The 17,694-nt window shown below is 69.9% G+C and carries 17 protein-coding genes and 3 pseudogenes; 8 read left to right on the forward strand and 12 right to left on the reverse strand.

Features of this window, described 5'->3' with window-relative positions; translation table 11 throughout:
• Positions 1 to 10 precede the first annotated feature (10 nt).
• Both Cba03nite_RS28070 and Cba03nite_RS28075 read right to left on the reverse strand, forming a co-directional pair.
• Positions 11 to 340 carry a hypothetical protein gene (locus Cba03nite_RS28070; RefSeq protein ID WP_203752368.1) on the reverse strand — a complete coding sequence of 110 codons (330 nt, stop codon included), beginning with the start codon at positions 338 to 340 and terminating at the stop codon, positions 11 to 13.
• Between the two features lie 145 nt (positions 341 to 485).
• A complete protein-coding gene (locus Cba03nite_RS28075) occupies positions 486 to 854 on the reverse strand; it encodes a helix-turn-helix domain-containing protein (RefSeq protein ID WP_203752371.1) in 369 nt (122 codons plus the stop codon).
• Positions 855 to 1,052: 198 nt separating this feature from the next.
• On the opposite strand from Cba03nite_RS28075, the gene Cba03nite_RS28080 reads away from it, so the two are divergent.
• Together Cba03nite_RS28080 and Cba03nite_RS28085 are read left to right on the forward strand one after the other, a co-directional pair.
• The gene (locus Cba03nite_RS28080; protein ID WP_203752374.1) at positions 1,053 to 2,252 is read left to right on the forward strand and encodes a helix-turn-helix domain-containing protein; all 1,200 of its coding nucleotides are present in this window, start codon (positions 1,053 to 1,055) and stop codon (positions 2,250 to 2,252) included.
• 11 nt (positions 2,253 to 2,263) lie between these two features.
• On the forward strand, positions 2,264 to 3,016 hold the full coding sequence (locus tag Cba03nite_RS28085) for a TIR domain-containing protein (protein ID WP_203752378.1): 753 nt from the start codon (positions 2,264 to 2,266) through the stop codon (positions 3,014 to 3,016).
• Between the two features lie 755 nt (positions 3,017 to 3,771).
• On the opposite strand, the pseudogene Cba03nite_RS28090 reads toward Cba03nite_RS28085, so the two are convergent.
• A pseudogene (locus tag Cba03nite_RS28090) lies at positions 3,772 to 4,328 on the reverse strand (HARBI1 family protein); the annotation flags it as partial.
• Between the two features lie 250 nt (positions 4,329 to 4,578).
• Here Cba03nite_RS28090 and Cba03nite_RS28095 point away from each other — a divergent pair.
• Positions 4,579 to 5,487 (forward strand): alpha/beta hydrolase, encoded by a 909-nt coding sequence (locus Cba03nite_RS28095; RefSeq protein WP_203752383.1) that lies wholly within the window; start codon positions 4,579 to 4,581, stop codon positions 5,485 to 5,487.
• Positions 5,488 to 5,612: 125 nt separating this feature from the next.
• On the opposite strand, the pseudogene Cba03nite_RS40045 reads toward Cba03nite_RS28095, so the two are convergent.
• A pseudogene (locus tag Cba03nite_RS40045) lies at positions 5,613 to 6,047 on the reverse strand (HARBI1 family protein); the annotation flags it as partial.
• Positions 6,048 to 6,076: 29 nt separating this feature from the next.
• On the opposite strand from Cba03nite_RS40045, the pseudogene Cba03nite_RS28110 reads away from it, so the two are divergent.
• A pseudogene (locus Cba03nite_RS28110) lies at positions 6,077 to 6,256 on the forward strand (IS3 family transposase); the annotation flags it as partial.
• Positions 6,257 to 6,314: 58 nt separating this feature from the next.
• Positions 6,315 to 6,539, forward strand: coding sequence for a hypothetical protein (locus Cba03nite_RS28115; RefSeq protein ID WP_203752387.1), 225 nt, complete (start codon positions 6,315 to 6,317; stop codon positions 6,537 to 6,539).
• 297 nt (positions 6,540 to 6,836) lie between these two features.
• On the opposite strand, the gene Cba03nite_RS28120 is transcribed toward Cba03nite_RS28115, so the two are convergent.
• From Cba03nite_RS28120 to Cba03nite_RS28135, 4 genes are all read right to left on the reverse strand, one after another.
• Positions 6,837 to 7,463: a CG0192-related protein gene (locus tag Cba03nite_RS28120; protein WP_203752389.1), complete on the reverse strand. Its 627-nt coding sequence runs from the start codon at positions 7,461 to 7,463 to the stop codon at positions 6,837 to 6,839.
• A 25-nt stretch (positions 7,464 to 7,488) separates the two neighbouring features.
• Positions 7,489 to 7,938 carry an NUDIX hydrolase gene (locus tag Cba03nite_RS28125; protein WP_203752391.1) on the reverse strand — a complete coding sequence of 150 codons (450 nt, stop codon included), beginning with the start codon at positions 7,936 to 7,938 and terminating at the stop codon, positions 7,489 to 7,491.
• 2 nt (positions 7,939 to 7,940) lie between these two features.
• Positions 7,941 to 9,464: a DUF4419 domain-containing protein gene (locus Cba03nite_RS28130; protein ID WP_203752393.1), complete on the reverse strand. Its 1,524-nt coding sequence runs from the start codon at positions 9,462 to 9,464 to the stop codon at positions 7,941 to 7,943.
• A 131-nt stretch (positions 9,465 to 9,595) separates the two neighbouring features.
• Positions 9,596 to 11,821: a COG1361 S-layer family protein gene (locus tag Cba03nite_RS28135; protein ID WP_203752395.1), complete on the reverse strand. Its 2,226-nt coding sequence runs from the start codon at positions 11,819 to 11,821 to the stop codon at positions 9,596 to 9,598.
• Positions 11,822 to 11,976: 155 nt separating this feature from the next.
• Between Cba03nite_RS28135 and Cba03nite_RS28140 the strand changes: the two genes are divergently transcribed.
• Together Cba03nite_RS28140 and Cba03nite_RS28145 are read left to right on the forward strand one after the other, a co-directional pair.
• Positions 11,977 to 12,882 carry a helix-turn-helix domain-containing protein gene (locus tag Cba03nite_RS28140; RefSeq protein WP_203752397.1) on the forward strand — a complete coding sequence of 302 codons (906 nt, stop codon included), beginning with the start codon at positions 11,977 to 11,979 and terminating at the stop codon, positions 12,880 to 12,882.
• 34 nt (positions 12,883 to 12,916) lie between these two features.
• Complete coding sequence (locus Cba03nite_RS28145; RefSeq protein ID WP_203752400.1) at positions 12,917 to 13,741, forward strand: dioxygenase family protein; 825 nt, start codon at positions 12,917 to 12,919, stop codon at positions 13,739 to 13,741.
• A 60-nt stretch (positions 13,742 to 13,801) separates the two neighbouring features.
• Here Cba03nite_RS28145 and Cba03nite_RS28150 read toward each other — a convergent pair whose 3' ends face one another.
• Entirely contained in the window at positions 13,802 to 14,176 is a 375-nt protein-coding gene (locus tag Cba03nite_RS28150; protein WP_203752403.1) for a DUF488 domain-containing protein, read from the reverse strand.
• 20 nt (positions 14,177 to 14,196) lie between these two features.
• Positions 14,197 to 14,691: a MarR family winged helix-turn-helix transcriptional regulator gene (locus Cba03nite_RS28155; RefSeq protein WP_203752406.1), complete on the reverse strand. Its 495-nt coding sequence runs from the start codon at positions 14,689 to 14,691 to the stop codon at positions 14,197 to 14,199.
• Between the two features lie 141 nt (positions 14,692 to 14,832).
• On the opposite strand from Cba03nite_RS28155, the gene Cba03nite_RS28160 reads away from it, so the two are divergent.
• Positions 14,833 to 15,213, forward strand: a complete 381-nt coding sequence (locus Cba03nite_RS28160; protein ID WP_203752409.1) for a DoxX family protein — start codon at positions 14,833 to 14,835, stop codon at positions 15,211 to 15,213.
• A 25-nt stretch (positions 15,214 to 15,238) separates the two neighbouring features.
• Here Cba03nite_RS28160 and Cba03nite_RS28165 read toward each other — a convergent pair whose 3' ends face one another.
• Together Cba03nite_RS28165 and Cba03nite_RS28170 are read right to left on the reverse strand one after the other, a co-directional pair.
• A complete protein-coding gene (locus Cba03nite_RS28165; RefSeq protein WP_203752412.1) occupies positions 15,239 to 15,550 on the reverse strand; it encodes an STAS domain-containing protein in 312 nt (103 codons plus the stop codon).
• Between the two features lie 56 nt (positions 15,551 to 15,606).
• Positions 15,607 to 17,511, reverse strand: a complete 1,905-nt coding sequence (locus Cba03nite_RS28170; protein WP_203752415.1) for a sensor domain-containing diguanylate cyclase — start codon at positions 17,509 to 17,511, stop codon at positions 15,607 to 15,609.
• Between the last annotated feature and the right edge of the window lie 183 nt (positions 17,512 to 17,694).

The following is a 17,694-nucleotide window of genomic DNA, read 5'->3' on the forward strand; positions in this document are numbered from 1 at the left end:
CCCGCGCAGCCTAGGCCACGGGCGGCTGCGTCAACTTGCTCCGCCACCGCGCATCGACCTCGGCGGGCCGCTGGTGACCGCATTCGATGACGCGACCTTCACTGTCGACGACCTCGGGATAGACATCGCCCTGGTCGATCCAGACCGTCACGTTCTCGATGCCGGCCGCACGATCATCGGCATTCGCCCAGTACTGGACGGTGAAGGCCGACTCATCCCCGGAGTAGTCGGAACGGACGACGAACCTCTCACCCGGTCGAAGCCAGCGGTCCTCACCGAGCGGCTCGATCCACAGCGTGAGCCATCCTTCTGAGTCATTGTCCACGGTGATGGCGGCCATGCCTCACCGTAGCGCGCGTGAAACGGCTGGCCTCCACCCGTGCGCGCCGTACCCGCTGACCGCTTCTTCTGAATCTGGTGGAGACGCGGACGTTTCCCGGCGGGTGATGCTGACCAGGTACGAGACGAAGCGGCGAGCGCGGTTCCTACGATCCGCCGGGCAGCGCCGGATCGTCACCCGCGACGAGTAGCCGCAACAGGGCCTTCACCTGGTGCGCTGCGATGGCAGGCAGCTCGGAGCCGCCCAGGCGCACGGCTCGCTCGGCCGACACCAGCGGATGCAGCCGGGCGAGCACACCACCGGTGTGGAGAACGCTGTCGCACCGATCGGCCAGGTCCATCGACGGGAACCGCCGCGCGGCCTCCACCAGCCCCAGCTGCGACGGTGACACGAACACCTGCGGTCCGAGCCGTCGCAGCGACAAGCCGGCGAGCTGCCGGTGGTGACGCAGCTCCGCGCCGAAGAAGTGCAGCGCGGAGGCATGCGGCGTCAGATCGCGTAGCTGCGCACCCATTGCCTTGGACGCTCCTTCGTATTCAAGCCGCCTGCCTGGTGCAGGTCGATCAGCGGCGTGCTCCGAGGCAGGGCCTTGTGGACAGCCGTACCTTCTGCGCAGAACCGTAAGCCCATAGATGGAGGCCACTGGTGCCAAGTGGCACCGCCCGCCATACTCTGGTGCAGACAACGACGGTTCGTGCGAGAAGAGGGCTGGATGCGACCGCCGAAGCTGATCTCAGCCGAGCCGATCGGAGAGCGGATTCGCCTGCTGCGCCAGCAGCGCGGCTGGTCGATCCGGTACGCCGCCAGCGTGGCCGGGATTAGCCACACGCAGTGGTCGCGGATCGAGAACGGGCTACGCTCGGCTGACAATCGGTTCATCCTCGCCGAGATCGCAGCCGCACTTCGGGTTCCGCTATCCGATCTGACCACCGTTGCGGCACCGCCCGACGACCGAGGCCAGAACCGCGAAGCCGTCTACGGCATCATCAAAGCGGTCATCGAAGCCGATCTCGACTACCCCGCGGCCACCGCCGGCGGGTCGACGGCCCAGGTCCTGGCCCAGCTCGACACGGTCTGCGCACTGCGTTTCAACTGCGACTACCTCGCTGCGGCACGGTTGCTTCCGGAGGTGCTCGCAGGGTTGCACGCCGCCGCATCCGGACCTGACCGTGCCCAGGCGTTGCGCGCGATGGTCATCGGCGCCGACGCCGCGTCGTTCATCATCCGATACCTCGGCGAACCGGCCTCGGCCGTGCTCGTCGCCGACCGCGCCCGCCAGGCCGCCATGGCACTCGAGGATCCGATCATGATCGGTCTGGCGTCATGGTCGCAGGCACACGCCGCCAGCGGCATCGGCCTCTACACGCGCGCGCAGACAATCGCTGATCAGGGTGTGCAGCTATTACAGGGGGTCCACGGCTCGGGGGTGCTGGAGCTACAGGGGCAGCTGATCACCGTGTCCGGCTTCGCCCGCTACGCCCAGGGTGACCATGTCGGAGCGGCGGCGGCGCTGGAGGAAGCCGCCCTGATCGCAGACCAGACCGGGCAGTCCGACGCCCTCGGGCTCAACTTCGGCCCTACCAACATCTCCTTCTGGCGCATCAGCATGGAAGCCGACGGACACGACCCCGGCCACGCTGTCGAACTCGCCCGCACCGTCAACCCCCAGCTCGTAGGTGCAGTCTCCCGGCAGGTCGCCTTCTACATCGATCTGGCTCGCGCGTTGTCCAACATCGGCAAAGACACCGAAGCCGTGCGCATGCTGCTCGTCGGGGAGCGGCTGGCTCCCCAGCGAGTGCGCACCTCGCCGATCGTCGCCGAAACCTTGCGCGGGGCTCTCGGGCGGGCGCGGCGCGGCGCCGGCTGGGCGGAGCTACGTGGCCTGTGCGAACGCGTCGGCATCCAGTGGTAGAGGACGCCACGGTGGGCGACGTGGTCGTGGTGCACGCCGGGGAAGACCCTCCGGCGCGATGGCAAGCATCGGTGTTTCTCGCAGGGCCGATGCCCCGCGACCCGAGTCTGCCGTCCTGGCGTCCCGAAGCCATCAGCGAGTTGACCACCGCATGGACGGGGCCGGGAACACTGGCCGTCTTCACACCCGAAGCCCGTGACCGTCATCAGCCCCGTCCCGGCTACGTCAGCCAGCTCTGGGAGGAGCAGTGGATGGCGGTAGCCGACGTCATGCTGTTCTGGGTGCCGCGCAACACAACCACCATGCCAGGCCTCAACACCAATATCGAGTTCGGCCGGAATGAGTCCTCCGGACGGCTCGTCCTCGGCCTGCCACCCGAAGCCGTCAGCGTGCACTACCTCCGCCGAGCCGCCGAAACCCACGGCGCACCGGTACGAACTACTCTGCGGGAGACCACGCAAGCCACGATCAACATGATCAACGGTGGAGCCGACCGGGCAGGACCTGACCGTGATGTCCCTCTACTGATCTGGCGCACCGACGCATTCCAGACATGGCGAGCCAACCTCAACGGCGAACTGCAGGGTGCCCGACTGCTATGGGCTTGGTCGCCCGCCTCCGACTTCCGACTTCGTGCTTGGACCATGCGTGTGCGATACATCCGAGAGGGCTCGCACGCGGATGAACTGCTGATGGCCGGACCAGCCACTACGGCGCTACTGGCCAGCCCCCTCTCATCGACGGGGTTATCCGCCGAGCAGTGACCTCATGTAAGCGTGGAACGGATGAAGTCCATGCCGCTCCCTCAGCGTCGCTGGCTCGACGCACCTTTAGTTTGGAAGACCGTCAGGAGCTAGACGAGTTGTCCGGAACGCCTGTCAGCGGCAGCCGGGCCGCTGTCCTCTACTGCCGGCTCGTGACCGGCGATGGCACAGTGATCTGGCACGTCGATGGGAGTCGGCGATACGCGGCGTCTGCTAGCCGTCCTGGACGTACAGTGGGTTAGAGGCGCAGCCCATGAGGGGCATCTACTCACCGCGTCGCACCCCAGCCCAGCAGCGGGCCTCTTTGGCAGCATGCCGGCGAAGGGCAAACCATGATCCTAGAACTGGTTACCTCGGCCATCATGGGATCGGGAGCCGCTGTAGCTATAAGCCCACCCGGACCCGACCCGATCTGCGATAGCCCGACGCACGTGCAGACGACCGACGAGCGACAGTACTGCTTCGATCGATGGGCACGGTGGGTCTACGACAGCTGCGATTGCAGTTTCCTAAACAGTGCGGATTGTCAGGCGATCTGGCATTACGGCCAGCAGCAGGGATGGCCCAACAAGTGCAAGAACGGGCAGTGATGCCTTCCATCTCCAGGTGAAGCGTAACAACCTTCCACGAGGCCAACGCCGAGCTTAACGACCTCTAGCAGCACTCAAACAGCTGCTTGGGTTGGCACAGATCGATGGCAGATCCTGAGGTTTCGCAGTGAGCCTTTCCCAGTAACGGTTCGTAACTCGGTGTGGTCATGTGGTGCGGCCGTGTTCGATGTGCAGCAGGACGAGGGCGGCGGCGACGATGGCGCCGATGATGTCGGGTGACAGGCTGACCCGGCGTAATGCCTTGAAGGTGGTCTTGAGCAGCGAGTTGGCTTGTTCGGCTCGGGCTCGGGCATACGCCTGAAGCCAGTTGAGCTGGCGTTGGTCGTCGGTCAGAGCGCCGTCGGCGGGTTTCCTGATCGGTAGGAGGAAGGTCGCTGCTTCGCCTTCGTAGCCCAGATCGGCCAGGACGGGCAGGTCGTCGCCGGTCCACTCGCGCAGCGCGGGCAGCATCTCTGCGTGTTCGCGCAACGCCGTGGTGTCGTGCTCGCGGCCGGGTCGCAGTCGGAGGTCCATAGCGGCCAGCCGTCTGGGGCCGAGACGACCTGGATGTTGGCGCCGTGGTGGTGATGTTTGCCCGACCAGTAGAGATCCACGCCGGGGGTCGGGCCGGGGATCCGGCAACGGTCGGTGCAGATCAGGGTGCCGTCGACGTTGATGTGGCTGTGCCCGGCCATCTTGGCTGCCAGCAGCGCCGCGTGCAGGGATAGTTCGTCAGCCACGCACACCGACGTCGAGAGGCTCAACACGTCGACGACGACACTCACGTCAGCGCAGACATCCTGCGCACCTACGGGCCCCAGTCGAAGCGCACGGAGTGCCGGCGCAGGCCGAACAGGTCTGCCTGGACAGGCATAATCAGGCCACCCGCATCGGCGTGATCGCGGCGACCTTATGCTCAGCGCCGAGCACGGACATCGCGTTCTCTTGGCGCATCGCCCGAATGGAGAGCTCATGACCACGGCCTCGTCCACCAGCTACGCACCCGCGGTGCCCGAGAAGCACGGGATGGCGCCGATCGCCATCCCCCCACAGCCTGACGCCATCGAGCTCGGAACCGGGCAGCCGCCGAACGCCTCGGCACCAGAGGCCTGGCACAGCGAGTACGGCAGCATGTTCGCCCGCAACGTCGGCATCGCCACGCTCACGCCGTTCCTGCCGGATCCGGCCAAGGCCACGGGCGCCGCCGTGATCGTGGCTCCGGGCGGAGGATTCATGTCCCTGTCCATGGAGAACGAGGGCTGGGACGTTGCGCGCGCGCTCGCGAACCGCGGCGTAGCTGCCTTCGTGCTGAAGTACCGGCTCAAGCCGACCCCGGAGGACCTTGACGACTTCGCCGTAGCGATCAGGGCGATGCTGGCCGGACCACGTCCATCGGACTGGCATGACCCAGCCACCGCGCTCCGCGCCCTGGACCCGCAGATCGCCGACGCCCGCGCAGCGTTCGCGCTCGTGCGCAGCCGAGCGTCCGAGTGGACAATCGATCCCGAGCGCGTCGGCATGGTCGGCTTCTCCGCCGGTGCCATGCTCACCGTCGCCACTGCCCTTGTCGGTGAGGATGCGAAGCCGGCCTTCATCGGCGATATCTACGGTCCGCTCACGGCGTTCGAGGTACCCGACGACGCGCCGCCGCTGTTCATCGCACTTGCCGCAGACGATGGCCTGATCGACCCGAGCGGGTTCCCCCTGGTGGAGAGCTGGCGCGCTGCCGGGCGGCCCGTGGAGCTCCACTTCTACGAGCAGGGCGGGCACGGATTCGGCATGTACCCGAAGGAGACGACCAGCACCGACTGGTTCGACTCCTTCGTGAGCTGGATGAGGATGCACGGTCTGCTCGAGAACCCTGAGGCGACATCCCCCTGAGGCGACCAGCTCCTGCGAAATGGCCCCCCCAAGGCAAGCTCGGGTTGGCCGGTGGCCAATCGCGCGTGTCCGCGGTGATTGAAGGCATTGAGCCCTTCCCGGTAACGGCTCGTGACTGACCGTGGTCAGGTGGTGCGGTCGTGTTCGGCGTGCAGCAGGACGAGGGCCGCGGCGACAATCTTGCCGATGTACTGGGGCGACAAGCTGATCCGCCGCAGGGCCTTGAAGGCGGTGTTGAGAAGGGCGTTTGCTTGTTCGGCGCGGGCCCGGGCGTACGCGTGCAGCCAGTTGAGCTTGCGCTGGTCGTCGGTGAGCTTCCCGCGGGCGGGTTTCTTGATCGGCACGATGAACACGTCCTCGCCTTCGTAGCCCAGGTCGGCCAGGGCGGGCAGGTCATCGCCGGTCTACTCGCTGAGCGCGGGCAGCATCTCTTCGTGTTTGCGCAGGCAGGTGGTGTCGTGTTCGCGGCCGGGACGTACCTCGGAGGTCCAGATCGGCCACCCGTCGGGGGTGGACGCGACCTGGATGTTGCCGCCATGGTGGTGGTGTTTGCCTGACCACCAAAGATCTACTCCTGGGGTCGGGCCGGGTGTTGCAGAACAACGTCCTGGACCGCCGGTCCTGGGCCACCCGTGAGCAGCTGCGTACCGCGATCGTGACCTGGATCGAACGCACCTACCACCGGCGCCGGAGGCAGCGCCCGCTGGGCAAGTTGACCCCCATCGAGTTCGAGACAATCATGACCCCACAGGCCAGCCAGGCCGCGTGACTACACCTGTCACCTATCCGATGAACTGCCTACCGTCATCCGGCTCCTCACCGCCGAGTTGGCTGCCCTGGTCGAGAGTTATGGCGGTCGCCGCAAGCGTTTCAACCTGGCTGACAAACGCCGGGAGCACCCTAATGCTTGTGCATCGTGGACCGATGACCTGGACGCGCAGCTGCTGACCCGGTTCGAGGCCGGCGATACGGTCGCTGAGATCGCAAGTGACATGGGCCGAAAGGAGTCGGCGATCGTGCCGCGGCTCCGGAAGCACGGCGTGGACATCTGATCGGCGGCAAGCTGGCGCGCCCGCATGCCCGCGCTGCGGCCTGGAGGCCGGTCACGGGCACGCGGGAGCGCCGCCGCGCTCGCGCGGCCCTTGATCATTAGAGGGGTGTGTTCGGCAGCCGCGCCAATGAAGGTGACCTAATTGATCTTGAATGCTGAACGGCGTAGACACTCAGTAGACACGCACCTACAAGCAGAGGGCCCGTCCGATGATCGGACAGGCCCTCTGAGCTGGTGGGCGATACTGGGTTTGAACCATCGACCTCTTCCGTGTCAAGAAGCTCTAATCGTGACGCGCTCAGATGAGGCGGGCGGTGGCCAACACCACCGGTGTGGACAGGCCGGGCCAGGAGCCGACCAGAGTGTCGTCGCCGGACGGGGCATGAACACCCGCCACGCGCACAACGCTGAGCTCGACGCCCTCTGCCTTGACGAACGTCAGGGCACCGTCGGTGACGTGTCGGACCTCACCCAGGGCCGGCACCTGCGCATGCGAGCCGCTGCCGTCCACCGTCATGACCGGTTCGCGGACCTGCTTCTGGCCGTCGACTTCGAAGTACTCCTCAGCCTGGGTGCCGCCTGTGAGCACGGCGTGGGCGAGCGCGGCCGCGTAAACCGGATCGCCGCAGGCGTCGTACACCCAGCGCTTGCCCAGCACGGAGTGCTCCGTGGTGCCGATCAGGAACGCGTCGCCCCCGGCCAGTGGCGCCCCGCGGTAGGTCATCGGCACGTGCAGCACCGGGCCGTCACCGGCGCGGACCATCATGATCTCGATGCCGACCTCGCCCGCCGGGTCGTCGAAGCGGCAGGCGGCGACCCGCTCGACGGCGCTCGCGTCGCCGGAGAACCAGGTCCGGCCGGGCAGCCAGGCGGCGAGCAGTTCGAGCTTGGTGGGGCTGATGTCAGCGTGGTGAAGCAGAGCCATACCCGCATCCTAGTCTCATGATCAGTTACCGGTGTCCCGCCATGACCTCGGGCAGCCGCCATACCAATGCGCCCTGCCCGGCCTGGAGCACGTGCGCGGCGGCCAGCGGGATCCAGAAGCACTCGAACCGGATCGGCTCGTCGCCGTGGTCGTCCTCGCTGCTGAACCAGCGCTCCGGGGTGTCCTCGGTGACGGCCAGGTGGAAGACGTGCCGGTGGTGTAGCTCGTACAGGTACGGGCTGGGGTCGTACTCCATCTCGCCGAGCTTGCCGAGCAGCTTCAACCCGGTGAGGCCGGTCTCCTCGCCCGCCTCGCGCAGCGCCGCCTGTTCCGGGGTCTCCCCCGGCTTGATGCTGCCCGCAGGGACCTGGATGCCGACCTCCTCCCAGCTGTAGTCGACGTGCCGGAAGACCAGCAGCCTGCCGTCGCGCACGATGTAGCAGACGACTTTCTCGCGTACCCGCTTGTCTCGCATCCTCACCCCTCGTGCTCTGGCCGTGGACGGAGCAGGTCGCTGAGCCGCCCGCTGCGCAGGGACTCGATATCGCCCCCGTTGTCCAGTGCGACTTCCAGCAGTGCCGCGAAGCTCGTGCCGTACAGCCAGACCTCGGCCGGGTCGTCGGTGAAGTGGTAGTTGCGGACGGTGATCCCGTGGCCGGCGTCGGTCAGCACCTCCTCGAAGCGGCACACCGCCACGTGGTATCCCGCCTCGCGGTACCGGTGCAGCGAGCAGATGCTGCGCCCGTCGGGCAGCTCGATCACCGCGGTCGCCGTGATGTCCTCGCCAACGGGCGTATGGCGGATCGGAACGGACGGTCCCAGGCGCCACGCGCCGTCGAACAGGACGGCCGAGGCCATGCGCCGGTAGACCGCGACGACGTCTGCGGGCCCGTGCGCCAGCGAACCGGTGGCCGGCGTCGTCACGTGCTCACGTTCGATCCGGTCGAGCAGATCCTCGATCTCGGCGCGGGCCGGGGCCAGGTGCCAGCCAGCCACCGGGCGCAGCGCGCCATCGGGGTCCTGCGCCACCGCGGCGACACCGCCGTGCAGCGCGAGCGTGTGGTGCTGGCCCGCGTTCCGGTCCTCGACGTGCACGACGACCCGGGACTGCCGGGCCGGCACGTCCGCCGGTCGTACGCCGGGGCCGAAGTAGAGCCGGCCGTCGACCGTGACGTCGCGCGGCTCGTCGAGCGGCAGCTCAAGCAGCGGGTTGACCCGCTCGGCGACGCCGTCCTCGTCGATGTACGGGTGCAGCCGCGCGAGCCAGCCGGTGGTGACCGAGGCGCCGTACGCGTCGGCGGGGTTGTAGATGCGCTGCCAGAACGCCGTGTCCACGTCACCGGAGGCGGCGCGCACGAACTGTTCGGCGATCGGCGCCAGCGAGCGGTGCCAGTCGCCCAGCCCGAACCGGGGCAGCTCGTCGATCCGGGTGCGGATCGTGCGCCAGTCCTGCTCGGTGCCGGTCAGCGTGATCGACGGGATGCCGCACACGCTGTACACCCACACGTCGAAGTACGGCGAGTACGCGTCGAGCAGCACCACCCGCGCCGCCGTGCGCTCGACGTCGGTGCTGGTGGTGAAGTCGCAGGCGAACAGGGCAGCGTCGGTGACCTGGTCGTCGAGCAGCTTGGCGTACTGCGCGACCAGGTGCCGCCAGGAGTCGGCGTCCTGCGGCACCGGGCCGTCGAGCGTGATCTCCAAGCGGCGCCGCCCGGCGTGGTTGACCAGCAGCGGGCGCAGCTGCTCGGCGTGCAGCCGGATGTGCTGCGCCAGGCCCTGGGTGATGGTCAGCCACACCACGTCCGGGGAGAGCACGAGCGGGCGGTGCTCGGCGAAGGCGCGGCCTGCCGCGTACAGCAGCGGATGCACGCCATTGGGTGGCAGTACGGGCAGATCCGGGTCGCCACCGATCGTGATCGCGTCGGGGCACAGCTCGCGCAGCGGCACGGTCGGCAGCGGCTCAGCTGCGGGAACGACGTCGTCGACGGGGAAGATCACCACCTGGCGACACTACCGTCCGGTGAGCGCCCACGCTGTCCCGCGCGGACGAACGGGGTGAACCGGCGCTGCCGGTCCACCCCGTCGACGTGTCCGTGCGACCCCCGAACGGGAGTCGCCGGCGGGACGTCAGCTCACTCGCGGCCGCGGCCGACGAGCACCGCGGTGTTGGTGTTGTTCTCCAGGTTCGGGTCGGCGGTGGAGCTGCTGACCGTCGCGGTGTTGGTGATCCGCGGCGCGGCCTCGGCGTCGCCGTTCCCGTTGACCTTGATCTTCGACTTGATGACGAACTGCGCGGTCGCGCCGTCCGCCAGCGTGGCCAGGTTGCAGGTCACCGTGTGGGTGGCCTGCGTGTAGGTGCACTCCGGCGAGGTGAACAGCACCTGCAGGTGGGCCGGGTCGAGCGGCAGCTCGTCGGTGACCACCACGTTCTGCGCGTCGGACGGGCCGCCCATCCCGCAGTTGCGCTGGTCGCCCCGGACGTCGCCCTCACAGCCCTCGTCGTTGTGGACGGTGATCGTGAAGATCGCGAGCTGCTCCTTGGTCTTGTCGCCCTTGCCCTTGTCGCCCTTCTCCCCCGCCGACTCCTCGTCGTACGAGAACGCGACCGCGGTCTTGTCGATCCACAGGTCGGCCGAGGTGTCGACGGTGTTGGTGGCGGTGGCGGTGTTGTTGTCGGGGTTGGTGTCGGCCGTCGTCGAGGCGACGGTGACCGAGTTGACCAGCTCCGTGCCGTCGGGAGTGGACGCGGCGACGGCGACCGTCAGGCGGACCGTCTCGGACGCGCCCGCGGCGAGCGTGCCCAGCGCGCAGACGACCTCGCCCGGCTCGGTCTCGCTGCACACCGAGTCGCCCCCGGCGTCGACGCCGCTGACGAACGTGGTGCCGTCGGGCAGCTCGTCGGTGAGCGTGACCAGCTGCGCGTCGGACGGGCCGCCGTTGTTGGCGGTGATGGTGTAGGTCAGGTTGTTCCCGGCGAGCACCGGCTCGGGCGCGCCGGCCTTGGTGACCGACAGGTCAGCCTCGGTCTCGACCGTGGTGTCCACGCGGGCCAGGTTGTCGCTGTTGTCGGGCGTGGCCGTCGCGCTGGACACGACGGCGTTGTTGGACAGCAGGGTGCCGTCGGCGAGGTCGGCGTCGAGCCGGCCGTTGAGGGTGATGGTCACGTCCGGGTCGTCCTCGTCGAGGTTGCCCAGGTTGCAGACCACGTCCCGGCCGGGCGGCTGGTTGTTGACGCAGGTGCCCACGGAGGAGGTCACCGATACGAAGGTGACGCCCTCGGGGAGGCTGTCGCGCAGGACGACCGCGTTCGCGACGGACGGGCCCTCGTTGTCGACGGTGAGGGTGTACTGGATCGGGCCGCCCGCGACGGCGGTCTCCGGACCGGTCTTCTCCAGCACCAGGTCCGCGGAGCCGGCGAAGTCGACCCGGCCGGTGGCCTTGTTGTTGCTGGTGTCCGGGTCGGGGGTGGTGGCGCGTACGGTGGCCACGTCGTTGATCTGGGACACGTCGTCGGCGCTGACCTCGACCCGGATCGTGGCCCGGCCGCCGGCCGGCAGGGTGCCGGGGCCGCAGGTGACGGTGACCTCGGTGATGTCGTTGACCGGCGTGGCCGGCGACGCGCAGGGCACGTCGGGGTCGGCCTGGAGCGCGGCGGACAGCAGGTTGAACGGGGTCGCGGAGGTGAGGTAGTCGGTCAGCACGGCGCCGGCCGCGTCGGACGGACCGAGGTTGTCCACGATGATGTCGCAGAAGCCGGTCTCGCCCGCGGGTGCGGGGTCGTCGGGCTTGCACAGCTTGGTGACCGACAGGTCGGCCGAGGCCTGGACCGCGGTGCTGATCTCGACGGTGTTGTTGGCGAGGTTCGGGTCGGCCACGTCACCGTTGAGCGCCACGGTGGCGCGGTTGATGATGAAGCCGGGTGCCTGGCCCGCCGGGACCAGCGCCTGGATGACGACCGGGAACGTCTGGCCGACGGGCAGGTCCGACAGCTCACAGGTGACCGTGGAGACCTGGGTGGGCGCGTCGGTCGTCACCTCGCAGGAGCCCTCGGGCGGGTAGGTGGCCAGCACGGTCAGCCCGGCGGGCAGCACGTCGGTGACGGTCAGCGAGGCCGCCGTCTCCGTGCCCGCGTAGTTGGCGACGGTGAGGGTGTACGTCAGCACCTGGCCCGCGAGGACGGGGTCAGGCGAGTCCTCCTTGGTGATGCTGAGGTCAGGCTGCAGGGCCTGGGCGCGTACCGCGGCGAAGGCGGCAGCGGACGGTTTCGGTGCCGCGGCCGCCCATTGCGGCGCGGCGCCCACCGCGAGCGCGCTGGTGACGGCCAGCACGCCGTGCGCGGCGAGAAGACGTCTGGACAAACTGTGCCCCCTGTCTGTGATCGGGGTCCATTCCCCCGTAGATCAACGAGCGGGGTTACAGGTGGTGATCGGATCGTTACGGATTGCTTACATCGCTCGCGGTAGGACCCGGCTGGGAACTGCCCCGGCCGCCGCCCGCGGTCCAGGCTGAGGGGATGTCCCTGCCACTGCACAGGCTCACGGTGCCGCAGTCGCTGCCGGTGCCGTTCGCGGTGGACACGTTCGACGCGCTCGGCCCGCTGTCGCACGCGCCGTTCCCGCACCGGCACACCTTCTACGAGGTGGTGCTGATCAGGGCGGGCGCGGGCACGCACGTGGTGGACCTGGCGGCGTATCCGCTGCGCCCGCCGCAGCTGGCGGTGGTGCTGCCCGGCCGGACCCACCACTGGCAGGACACGTCCGGCCTGGACGGCCGGCTGGTCCTGTTCGGCGAGGAGTTCCTGGCCGGCTGCCCGCGGGTGCGGGAGCTGCTGCACCTGCTGGGGCGGCGGCCCTGCGTCACGCTGGACCGGGCGACCGCGGCCGAGGCGGCCGCCATCGTCGCGCGGATGCGCCGGGAGTACGCCGCTCCGGACGCGGACTCGCTCGGGGCACTGCAGGCGTACCTGCACATCCTGCTCGTGAAGGCGGCGCGGCTCGCGGAGACGCCACCGGCGGCGACCGGGGCCGGGCGGCGCGCGGAGCTGGCGGCGAGGTTCGCCGACCTGGCGGCCCGGCCCGGCGGGCGGCGCACGGTGGCCGAGTTCGCGGCCGCGTTGGGCGTGTCCGCGGGCTACCTGGGCGAGGCGGTACGGGAGGCGACCGGCCACTCCCCCGGCGAGCTGATCCGGCAGGCGTACGCGGTGGAGGCGATGCGGCTGCTCGCGGGCACCCGGCTCAGCGTGGCCCAGGTGTCGCGGGAGCTGGGGTTCGCCGACACGGCGTACTTCTGCCGGTTCTTCCGGCGGCAGACCGGGTCGACGGCGGGCGCGTTCCGGCGCTCGGCCGGAGGCGGCCCGGCTGCGGAAATCACCACGATCACCGGATCACGTCCATCGAACAGCGACGATGTACAACCCTAGTGTTGCGGGCGACGACCTCACGAAGGAGAGATCCATGACCGGCGACGAACCCCGTACTCCGGGCGTCACCCGCAAGACGCTGCTGCGCGCGGCGATGGCGGTCCCGGCGGCGCCCCTGCTGTTCGCGGCCGTGCCCGCGCTGGCGCGCACGCCCTCCGGGCAGCCGCTCGCGGCCACCCCGGAGTCCTGTGACGACGACGACCTGACTCCACCGCAGATGGAGGGCCCGTACTTCAAGCCGGGCTCGCCGCAGCGCACCACCATGCTCGACGGCAGCGGCACCCGGCTGACGCTCACCGGCTACGTGGTCGGGCTGGCCTGCCAGCCGATCGCGGGCGCGCTGCTGGACTTCTGGCAGGCCGACAACGCGGGGGCGTACGACAACGTCGGCACCCGCTTCCGGGGCCACCAGTTCAGCGACGCGCAGGGGCGGTTCACGCTGACCACGATCGTGCCGGGGCTCTATCCCGGACGGACCCGGCACATCCACGTCAAGGTGCAGGCGCCCGGCCGCCCGATCCTCACCACCCAGCTGTACTTCCCGAACGAGCCGCGCAACAGCACCGACAGCCTGTACGACCCGGCCCTGCTGATGACCGTGCAGCAGGTCGGCTCGGCCCGGCAGGCCACGTTCGACTTCGTGCTGAACGTGCCGGGCACGCCGCCGTCGCCCTCCCCGACCGCGACGGCCTCGCCGAGCCCGACCCCGCCCGGCGGCGGCACGTGGCAGCCCTACGTGTCGTACGCCGCCGGGGCGCGGGTCACCTACGGCGGGGTCGGGTACGCCTGCCAGATCGCGCACACGTCGCTGCCGGGGTGGGAGCCGCCGAACACCCCGGCCCTGTGGCGCCGCCTCTGACGGGCGGCCGCGTCGCGGGCGCCCGCCGCTCCGGGCGCCCGCGACGCCTCACCGCCGTTCTCAGCGCAGGTGCCGGGCGAGCACCTCGAGGTGGCTCTGCGGGATGTCCTTCACCGCGGTCAGCAGGGTGACGGTGCCCTGCCGGACGTGCTCCCGCAGCTCGCGCAGCGCCTCCTGCGCGGCCGGGGCGCCCAGCTCGGCCTCGTAGCGGGTGACGAACTCCGTGTGCCGGTCCTCGGGCGACTCGTGATACCAGCGCCGCAGCTCGGTGGAGGGCGTCAGGTCCTTGGGCCAGTCGTCGACGCGCGCCTGCTCCTTGGCCAGGCCGCGCGGCCACAGCCGGTCGACCAGCACCCGCCGCCCGTCGTCGGGGGACGGTTCGTCGTAGACCCGGCGCATACGCAGGTGCGACGCAGGTGCGGCACGTGACGGCATACCCCCATTATCGGCGCGGGTCAGGCCGGCCGGGCCTCGCCGCACTGGTCGCCGGGGTCGACGGCGTGCATGATGCGGCGGCCGATGTCGCACAGCTGGCGGGTCTGCGCCTTGGTGAGCGGGTCGAAGACCAGGCTGCGGACGGTCTCCACGTGCGCTGGAGCGGTGGCCACGACCTTGTCCCAGCCCTCGTCGGTGAGCACGGCCAGCGTGAAGCGCCCGTCGGTCGGATCAGGGGTGCGCCGCACCCAGCCCCGCTGCTCCAGCCGCGCCACCACCTGCGACAGCCGCGACAGCGAACCCTCGGCCAGCATGGCGAGCCGGCTCATCCGCAGCGTGCGCTCGGGCGCCTCGGACAGCGCGGCCAGCACCTGATACTCGAAGTGGCTGAGCCCGGCGTCGCGCTGCAGCTGGGCGTCGAGCGCGGACGGCAGCCGGATCATGAGGGCGGCGAGCGCCAGCCAGGTCTGCCGCTCCTCGGCGGACAGCCAGCGGGTGTCCTGCGGCGCGTCCATGGCGACCACTATAGCTTCGTCACTCATGTCCGTTCACGCTTCAAGCTTGAACCGACTTCGCGACACTGTCACTTGACGCTTGAAGTCATCGCGCTTAGGTTTCAGTTCACGATTGAAGTGACACCCACCCCTGGAGACCTCGTGAACGTCGTTTTGTGGATCATCGCCGGGCTGCTCGCGGCCGCCTTCCTCGGCGCCGGAGTGATGAAGCTCAGCAAGCCGAAGGACCAGCTGATCGCCTCCGGCATGGGCTGGGCCGAGAACTACAGCGCCGGGGCGATCAAGGCGATCGGCGGGGTCGAGCTGCTCGCCGCCGTCGGCCTCGTGCTGCCCGCGCTGCTGGACATCGCGCCGGTGCTGGTCCCGCTGGCCGCCGCCGGCCTCGCGGTGATCATGGTCGGCGCGATCGTGATCCACGCCCGGCGCGGCGAGCGCCAGGCCATCATCGCCAACGTGGTGCTGTTGATCCTCGCCGCCGTGGTGGCCTGGGGCCGGTTCGGCCCGTACGCCTTCACGTCCTGACCGGGCCCGGCGGGTTGCCGGGGCGTCACCGCACGTCCAGGTAACCCGCCACACCCGCGATCTCGAACACCCGCCGCACCCAGGGCTGCACGTTGACGCAGTGCATGGCCACGCCGCGGCCGGCGGCGTACTCCCGGGCCCGGACCAGGCCGCGTATCCCCATCGAGTCCAGGAACGCGGTCTGCGCCAGGTCGACCTCCACCTCCCGGCAGTCCGCGTGGTCCACCGCCGCTCGCAGCCACCGGTGCACGTCCTCGGAGGCCGACATGTCGACGTCACCGAGGATCCGGATCACGCACGCGTCGTCGCGGACCGTCATCGTGTGCGTCAGGCCCATGAAGAACCACCCCCGCAGCCGCGTACCCGGCCACCCGCGGTGATACACCCGGCTGGTCAGGCGGGAGCGCGTGCCGCCGGGAACGTCCCGCCCTGGGCCGTCCTGTCCACGACCCGCACCCGGTCACCAGTGGGATCACGTTTCGCCTGGTACATGGCCTCGTCGGCGGCGCGCATGAGGGCGTCGAACTCCTCCCCCGGCCCGATCGCGACGCCCACGCTGGCCCCGGCGTCGACCTCGTGCCCGTCGATGAGCACCGGCCGCCGCAGCGCGGCGAGGATGCGGCGCGCGGTGGCCACGGCGCCGTCCCTCGTGGTGCCGGTCAGCAGCACCACGAACTCGTCACCGCCGAGCCGGGCCACCACGTCGGTGGGCCGTACGCTCTCGCGCAGCCGGTCGGCGACGACGGTCAGCAGGCGGTCGCCCGCCTGGTGGCCGAGCACGTCGTTGACCTCCTTGAAGTCGTCGAGGTCGAGCATGAGCACGGCCTCGTGCCGTCCCGGCTGCCGCGGCTCCTGGCGCAGCCGCAGCGCCTGCTCGTTGAGCAGCACCCGGTTGGGCAGGCCGGTGAGCGGGTCGTGGGTGGCCTGGTGGCGCAACTGCTCCTCCAGCACCCGCGCCTCGGTCACGTCACGGACGTTGATGATGACGCCGCCGACGCTGGGGTCGTCCAGCCGGTTGGTGGCCATCGCCTCCAGCCAGCGGCTGGACCCGTCGGCGTGGTGCACCCGCAGCGGCCGCCGCACGTCGGCGCCGGGGCTGGCGATCACCTCCTCGAGCAGCCGCTGCGCCGCGGGCACGTCCTCGGGGCGCAGCACCTCGCCGATCGGCCGGCCGGCCGCGGCCTGCGGGTCCACCCCGAGCAGCTCCCACAGCGCCGGGCTGGCGAAGCGCACCGTGCCGTCCGCGCCGACCAGCAGGGTCAGGTCCGAGGCGTGCTGCACCAGCGAGCGGAAGCGCTCCTCGTGCCGGCGCAGGTCCCGCATGCTCGTCTTGAGCCGTTTCAGCAGCGCCGCGTTGTCCAGGAACGCGAGGTTCTGGCGCAGCATCACCAGCATCGACACCACCACGGTGCCCACCACCACGCCCCACCCGCGCAGGGTGAGCCCCTCTACCGCCAGTTCGGTCACGAGCAGGGCCTGCGTGCCGATGACCGCCAGGTACGGCAGACGGCTGTAGGTCGGCGCCGCCCGCCGGGTCACGCCGGTGGGATCGTGGTGCATCTTCAGGTACTGCATCCGGGCCGCGATGCTGAGCAGGAACGCGCAGGCGATCTGTCCCGCCTCGATCAGCGGCTCCTCGCCGGGTTCGACGGTCAGCATGTTGAACAGCGACCAGGAACCGATGAGCACACCGGCGCCCAGGATCACCCCCGCCGCCAGGGTGAACGGCGCCGCGCCGCCGAGCAGCAGCTTGATCGCACCGAACACGGCCAGCAGGGCGAGCCCGCAGGCCAGCACGTTGGCCACGAGCTGGGCGGGGTTGCCCGGCGGGTCTCCCCCGGGCAGGCACTGATACCAGGCGAGCAGCACGAACGCCGCCATCACCGTGGCCAGGTCCAGCCGCATCCGGACGCGGGGCGGGCCGCGCACCTCCAGCGGATACCGGATCATCACCCAGCCGGCCACCGCGATGCCGACCGTGGTGACCGCCGTTGCCGCGATCGCCGCGGCGACCGGCGGCGCCTTCTCCCCGTCGGTGCCCAGCCGCAGCAGGCTGGACGTGGTGAAGAAGAAGCCCGCCACGGCCAGGCCCCGCCACACCGACACGGCCGCACAGGCCAGGCCCTCCCGCCGCGCGACCCGCAGGCACAGCACGGCGAAGGTCAGCCAGGCGGCCGCCTCGGCGACGTCGGCGACGGTCGCCGGCACCACTCCAGCGAGCGTCGCGCCCACGCTGAGCAGGGCGAGCACGATGAGGAGCGTGATCACCGGATCGGGTCGGCGACCGTGCCGCTTCACCTACTACACGCTACGCGGAGACGCTCCGGCCATACCGGCCGATCACCAACCCGGCGCGCCGGGCTTGTCGAGCGGTGTCGATCTGCGCGATACTCGCGTTACCACTGAGGTGACGGGTAGGCGCGCCGTCCCTTCCCCCGGCGATGCTGCCGGACGGGCACAGGGCGGCGGCATACACCGCAG

The organism is Catellatospora bangladeshensis (genome assembly GCF_016862575.1).
Classification (GTDB): domain Bacteria; phylum Actinomycetota; class Actinomycetes; order Mycobacteriales; family Micromonosporaceae; genus Catellatospora; species Catellatospora bangladeshensis.

Bases quoted from the DNA above. Each gene is read 5' to 3' on its own strand.
- Cba03nite_RS28155 (WP_203752406.1), bottom strand. From the start codon at position 14,691: ATGGACGCGCCGCAGGACACCCGCTGGCTGTCCGCCGAGGAGCGGCAG.
- Cba03nite_RS28095 (WP_203752383.1), top strand. From the start codon at position 4,579: ATGACCACGGCCTCGTCCACCAGCTACGCACCCGCGGTGCCCGAGAAG.
- Cba03nite_RS28080 (WP_203752374.1), top strand. From the start codon at position 1,053: ATGCGACCGCCGAAGCTGATCTCAGCCGAGCCGATCGGAGAGCGGATT.
- Cba03nite_RS28070 (WP_203752368.1), bottom strand. From the start codon at position 340: ATGGCCGCCATCACCGTGGACAATGACTCAGAAGGATGGCTCACGCTG.
- Cba03nite_RS28075 (WP_203752371.1), bottom strand. From the start codon at position 854: ATGGGTGCGCAGCTACGCGATCTGACGCCGCATGCCTCCGCGCTGCAC.
- Cba03nite_RS28145 (WP_203752400.1), top strand. From the start codon at position 12,917: ATGACCGGCGACGAACCCCGTACTCCGGGCGTCACCCGCAAGACGCTG.
- Cba03nite_RS28120 (WP_203752389.1), bottom strand. From the start codon at position 7,463: ATGGCTCTGCTTCACCACGCTGACATCAGCCCCACCAAGCTCGAACTG.
- Cba03nite_RS28125 (WP_203752391.1), bottom strand. From the start codon at position 7,938: ATGCGAGACAAGCGGGTACGCGAGAAAGTCGTCTGCTACATCGTGCGC.
- Cba03nite_RS28165 (WP_203752412.1), bottom strand. From the start codon at position 15,550: ATGGGCCTGACGCACACGATGACGGTCCGCGACGACGCGTGCGTGATC.
- Cba03nite_RS28150 (WP_203752403.1), bottom strand. From the start codon at position 14,176: ATGCCGTCACGTGCCGCACCTGCGTCGCACCTGCGTATGCGCCGGGTC.
- Cba03nite_RS28140 (WP_203752397.1), top strand. From the start codon at position 11,977: ATGTCCCTGCCACTGCACAGGCTCACGGTGCCGCAGTCGCTGCCGGTG.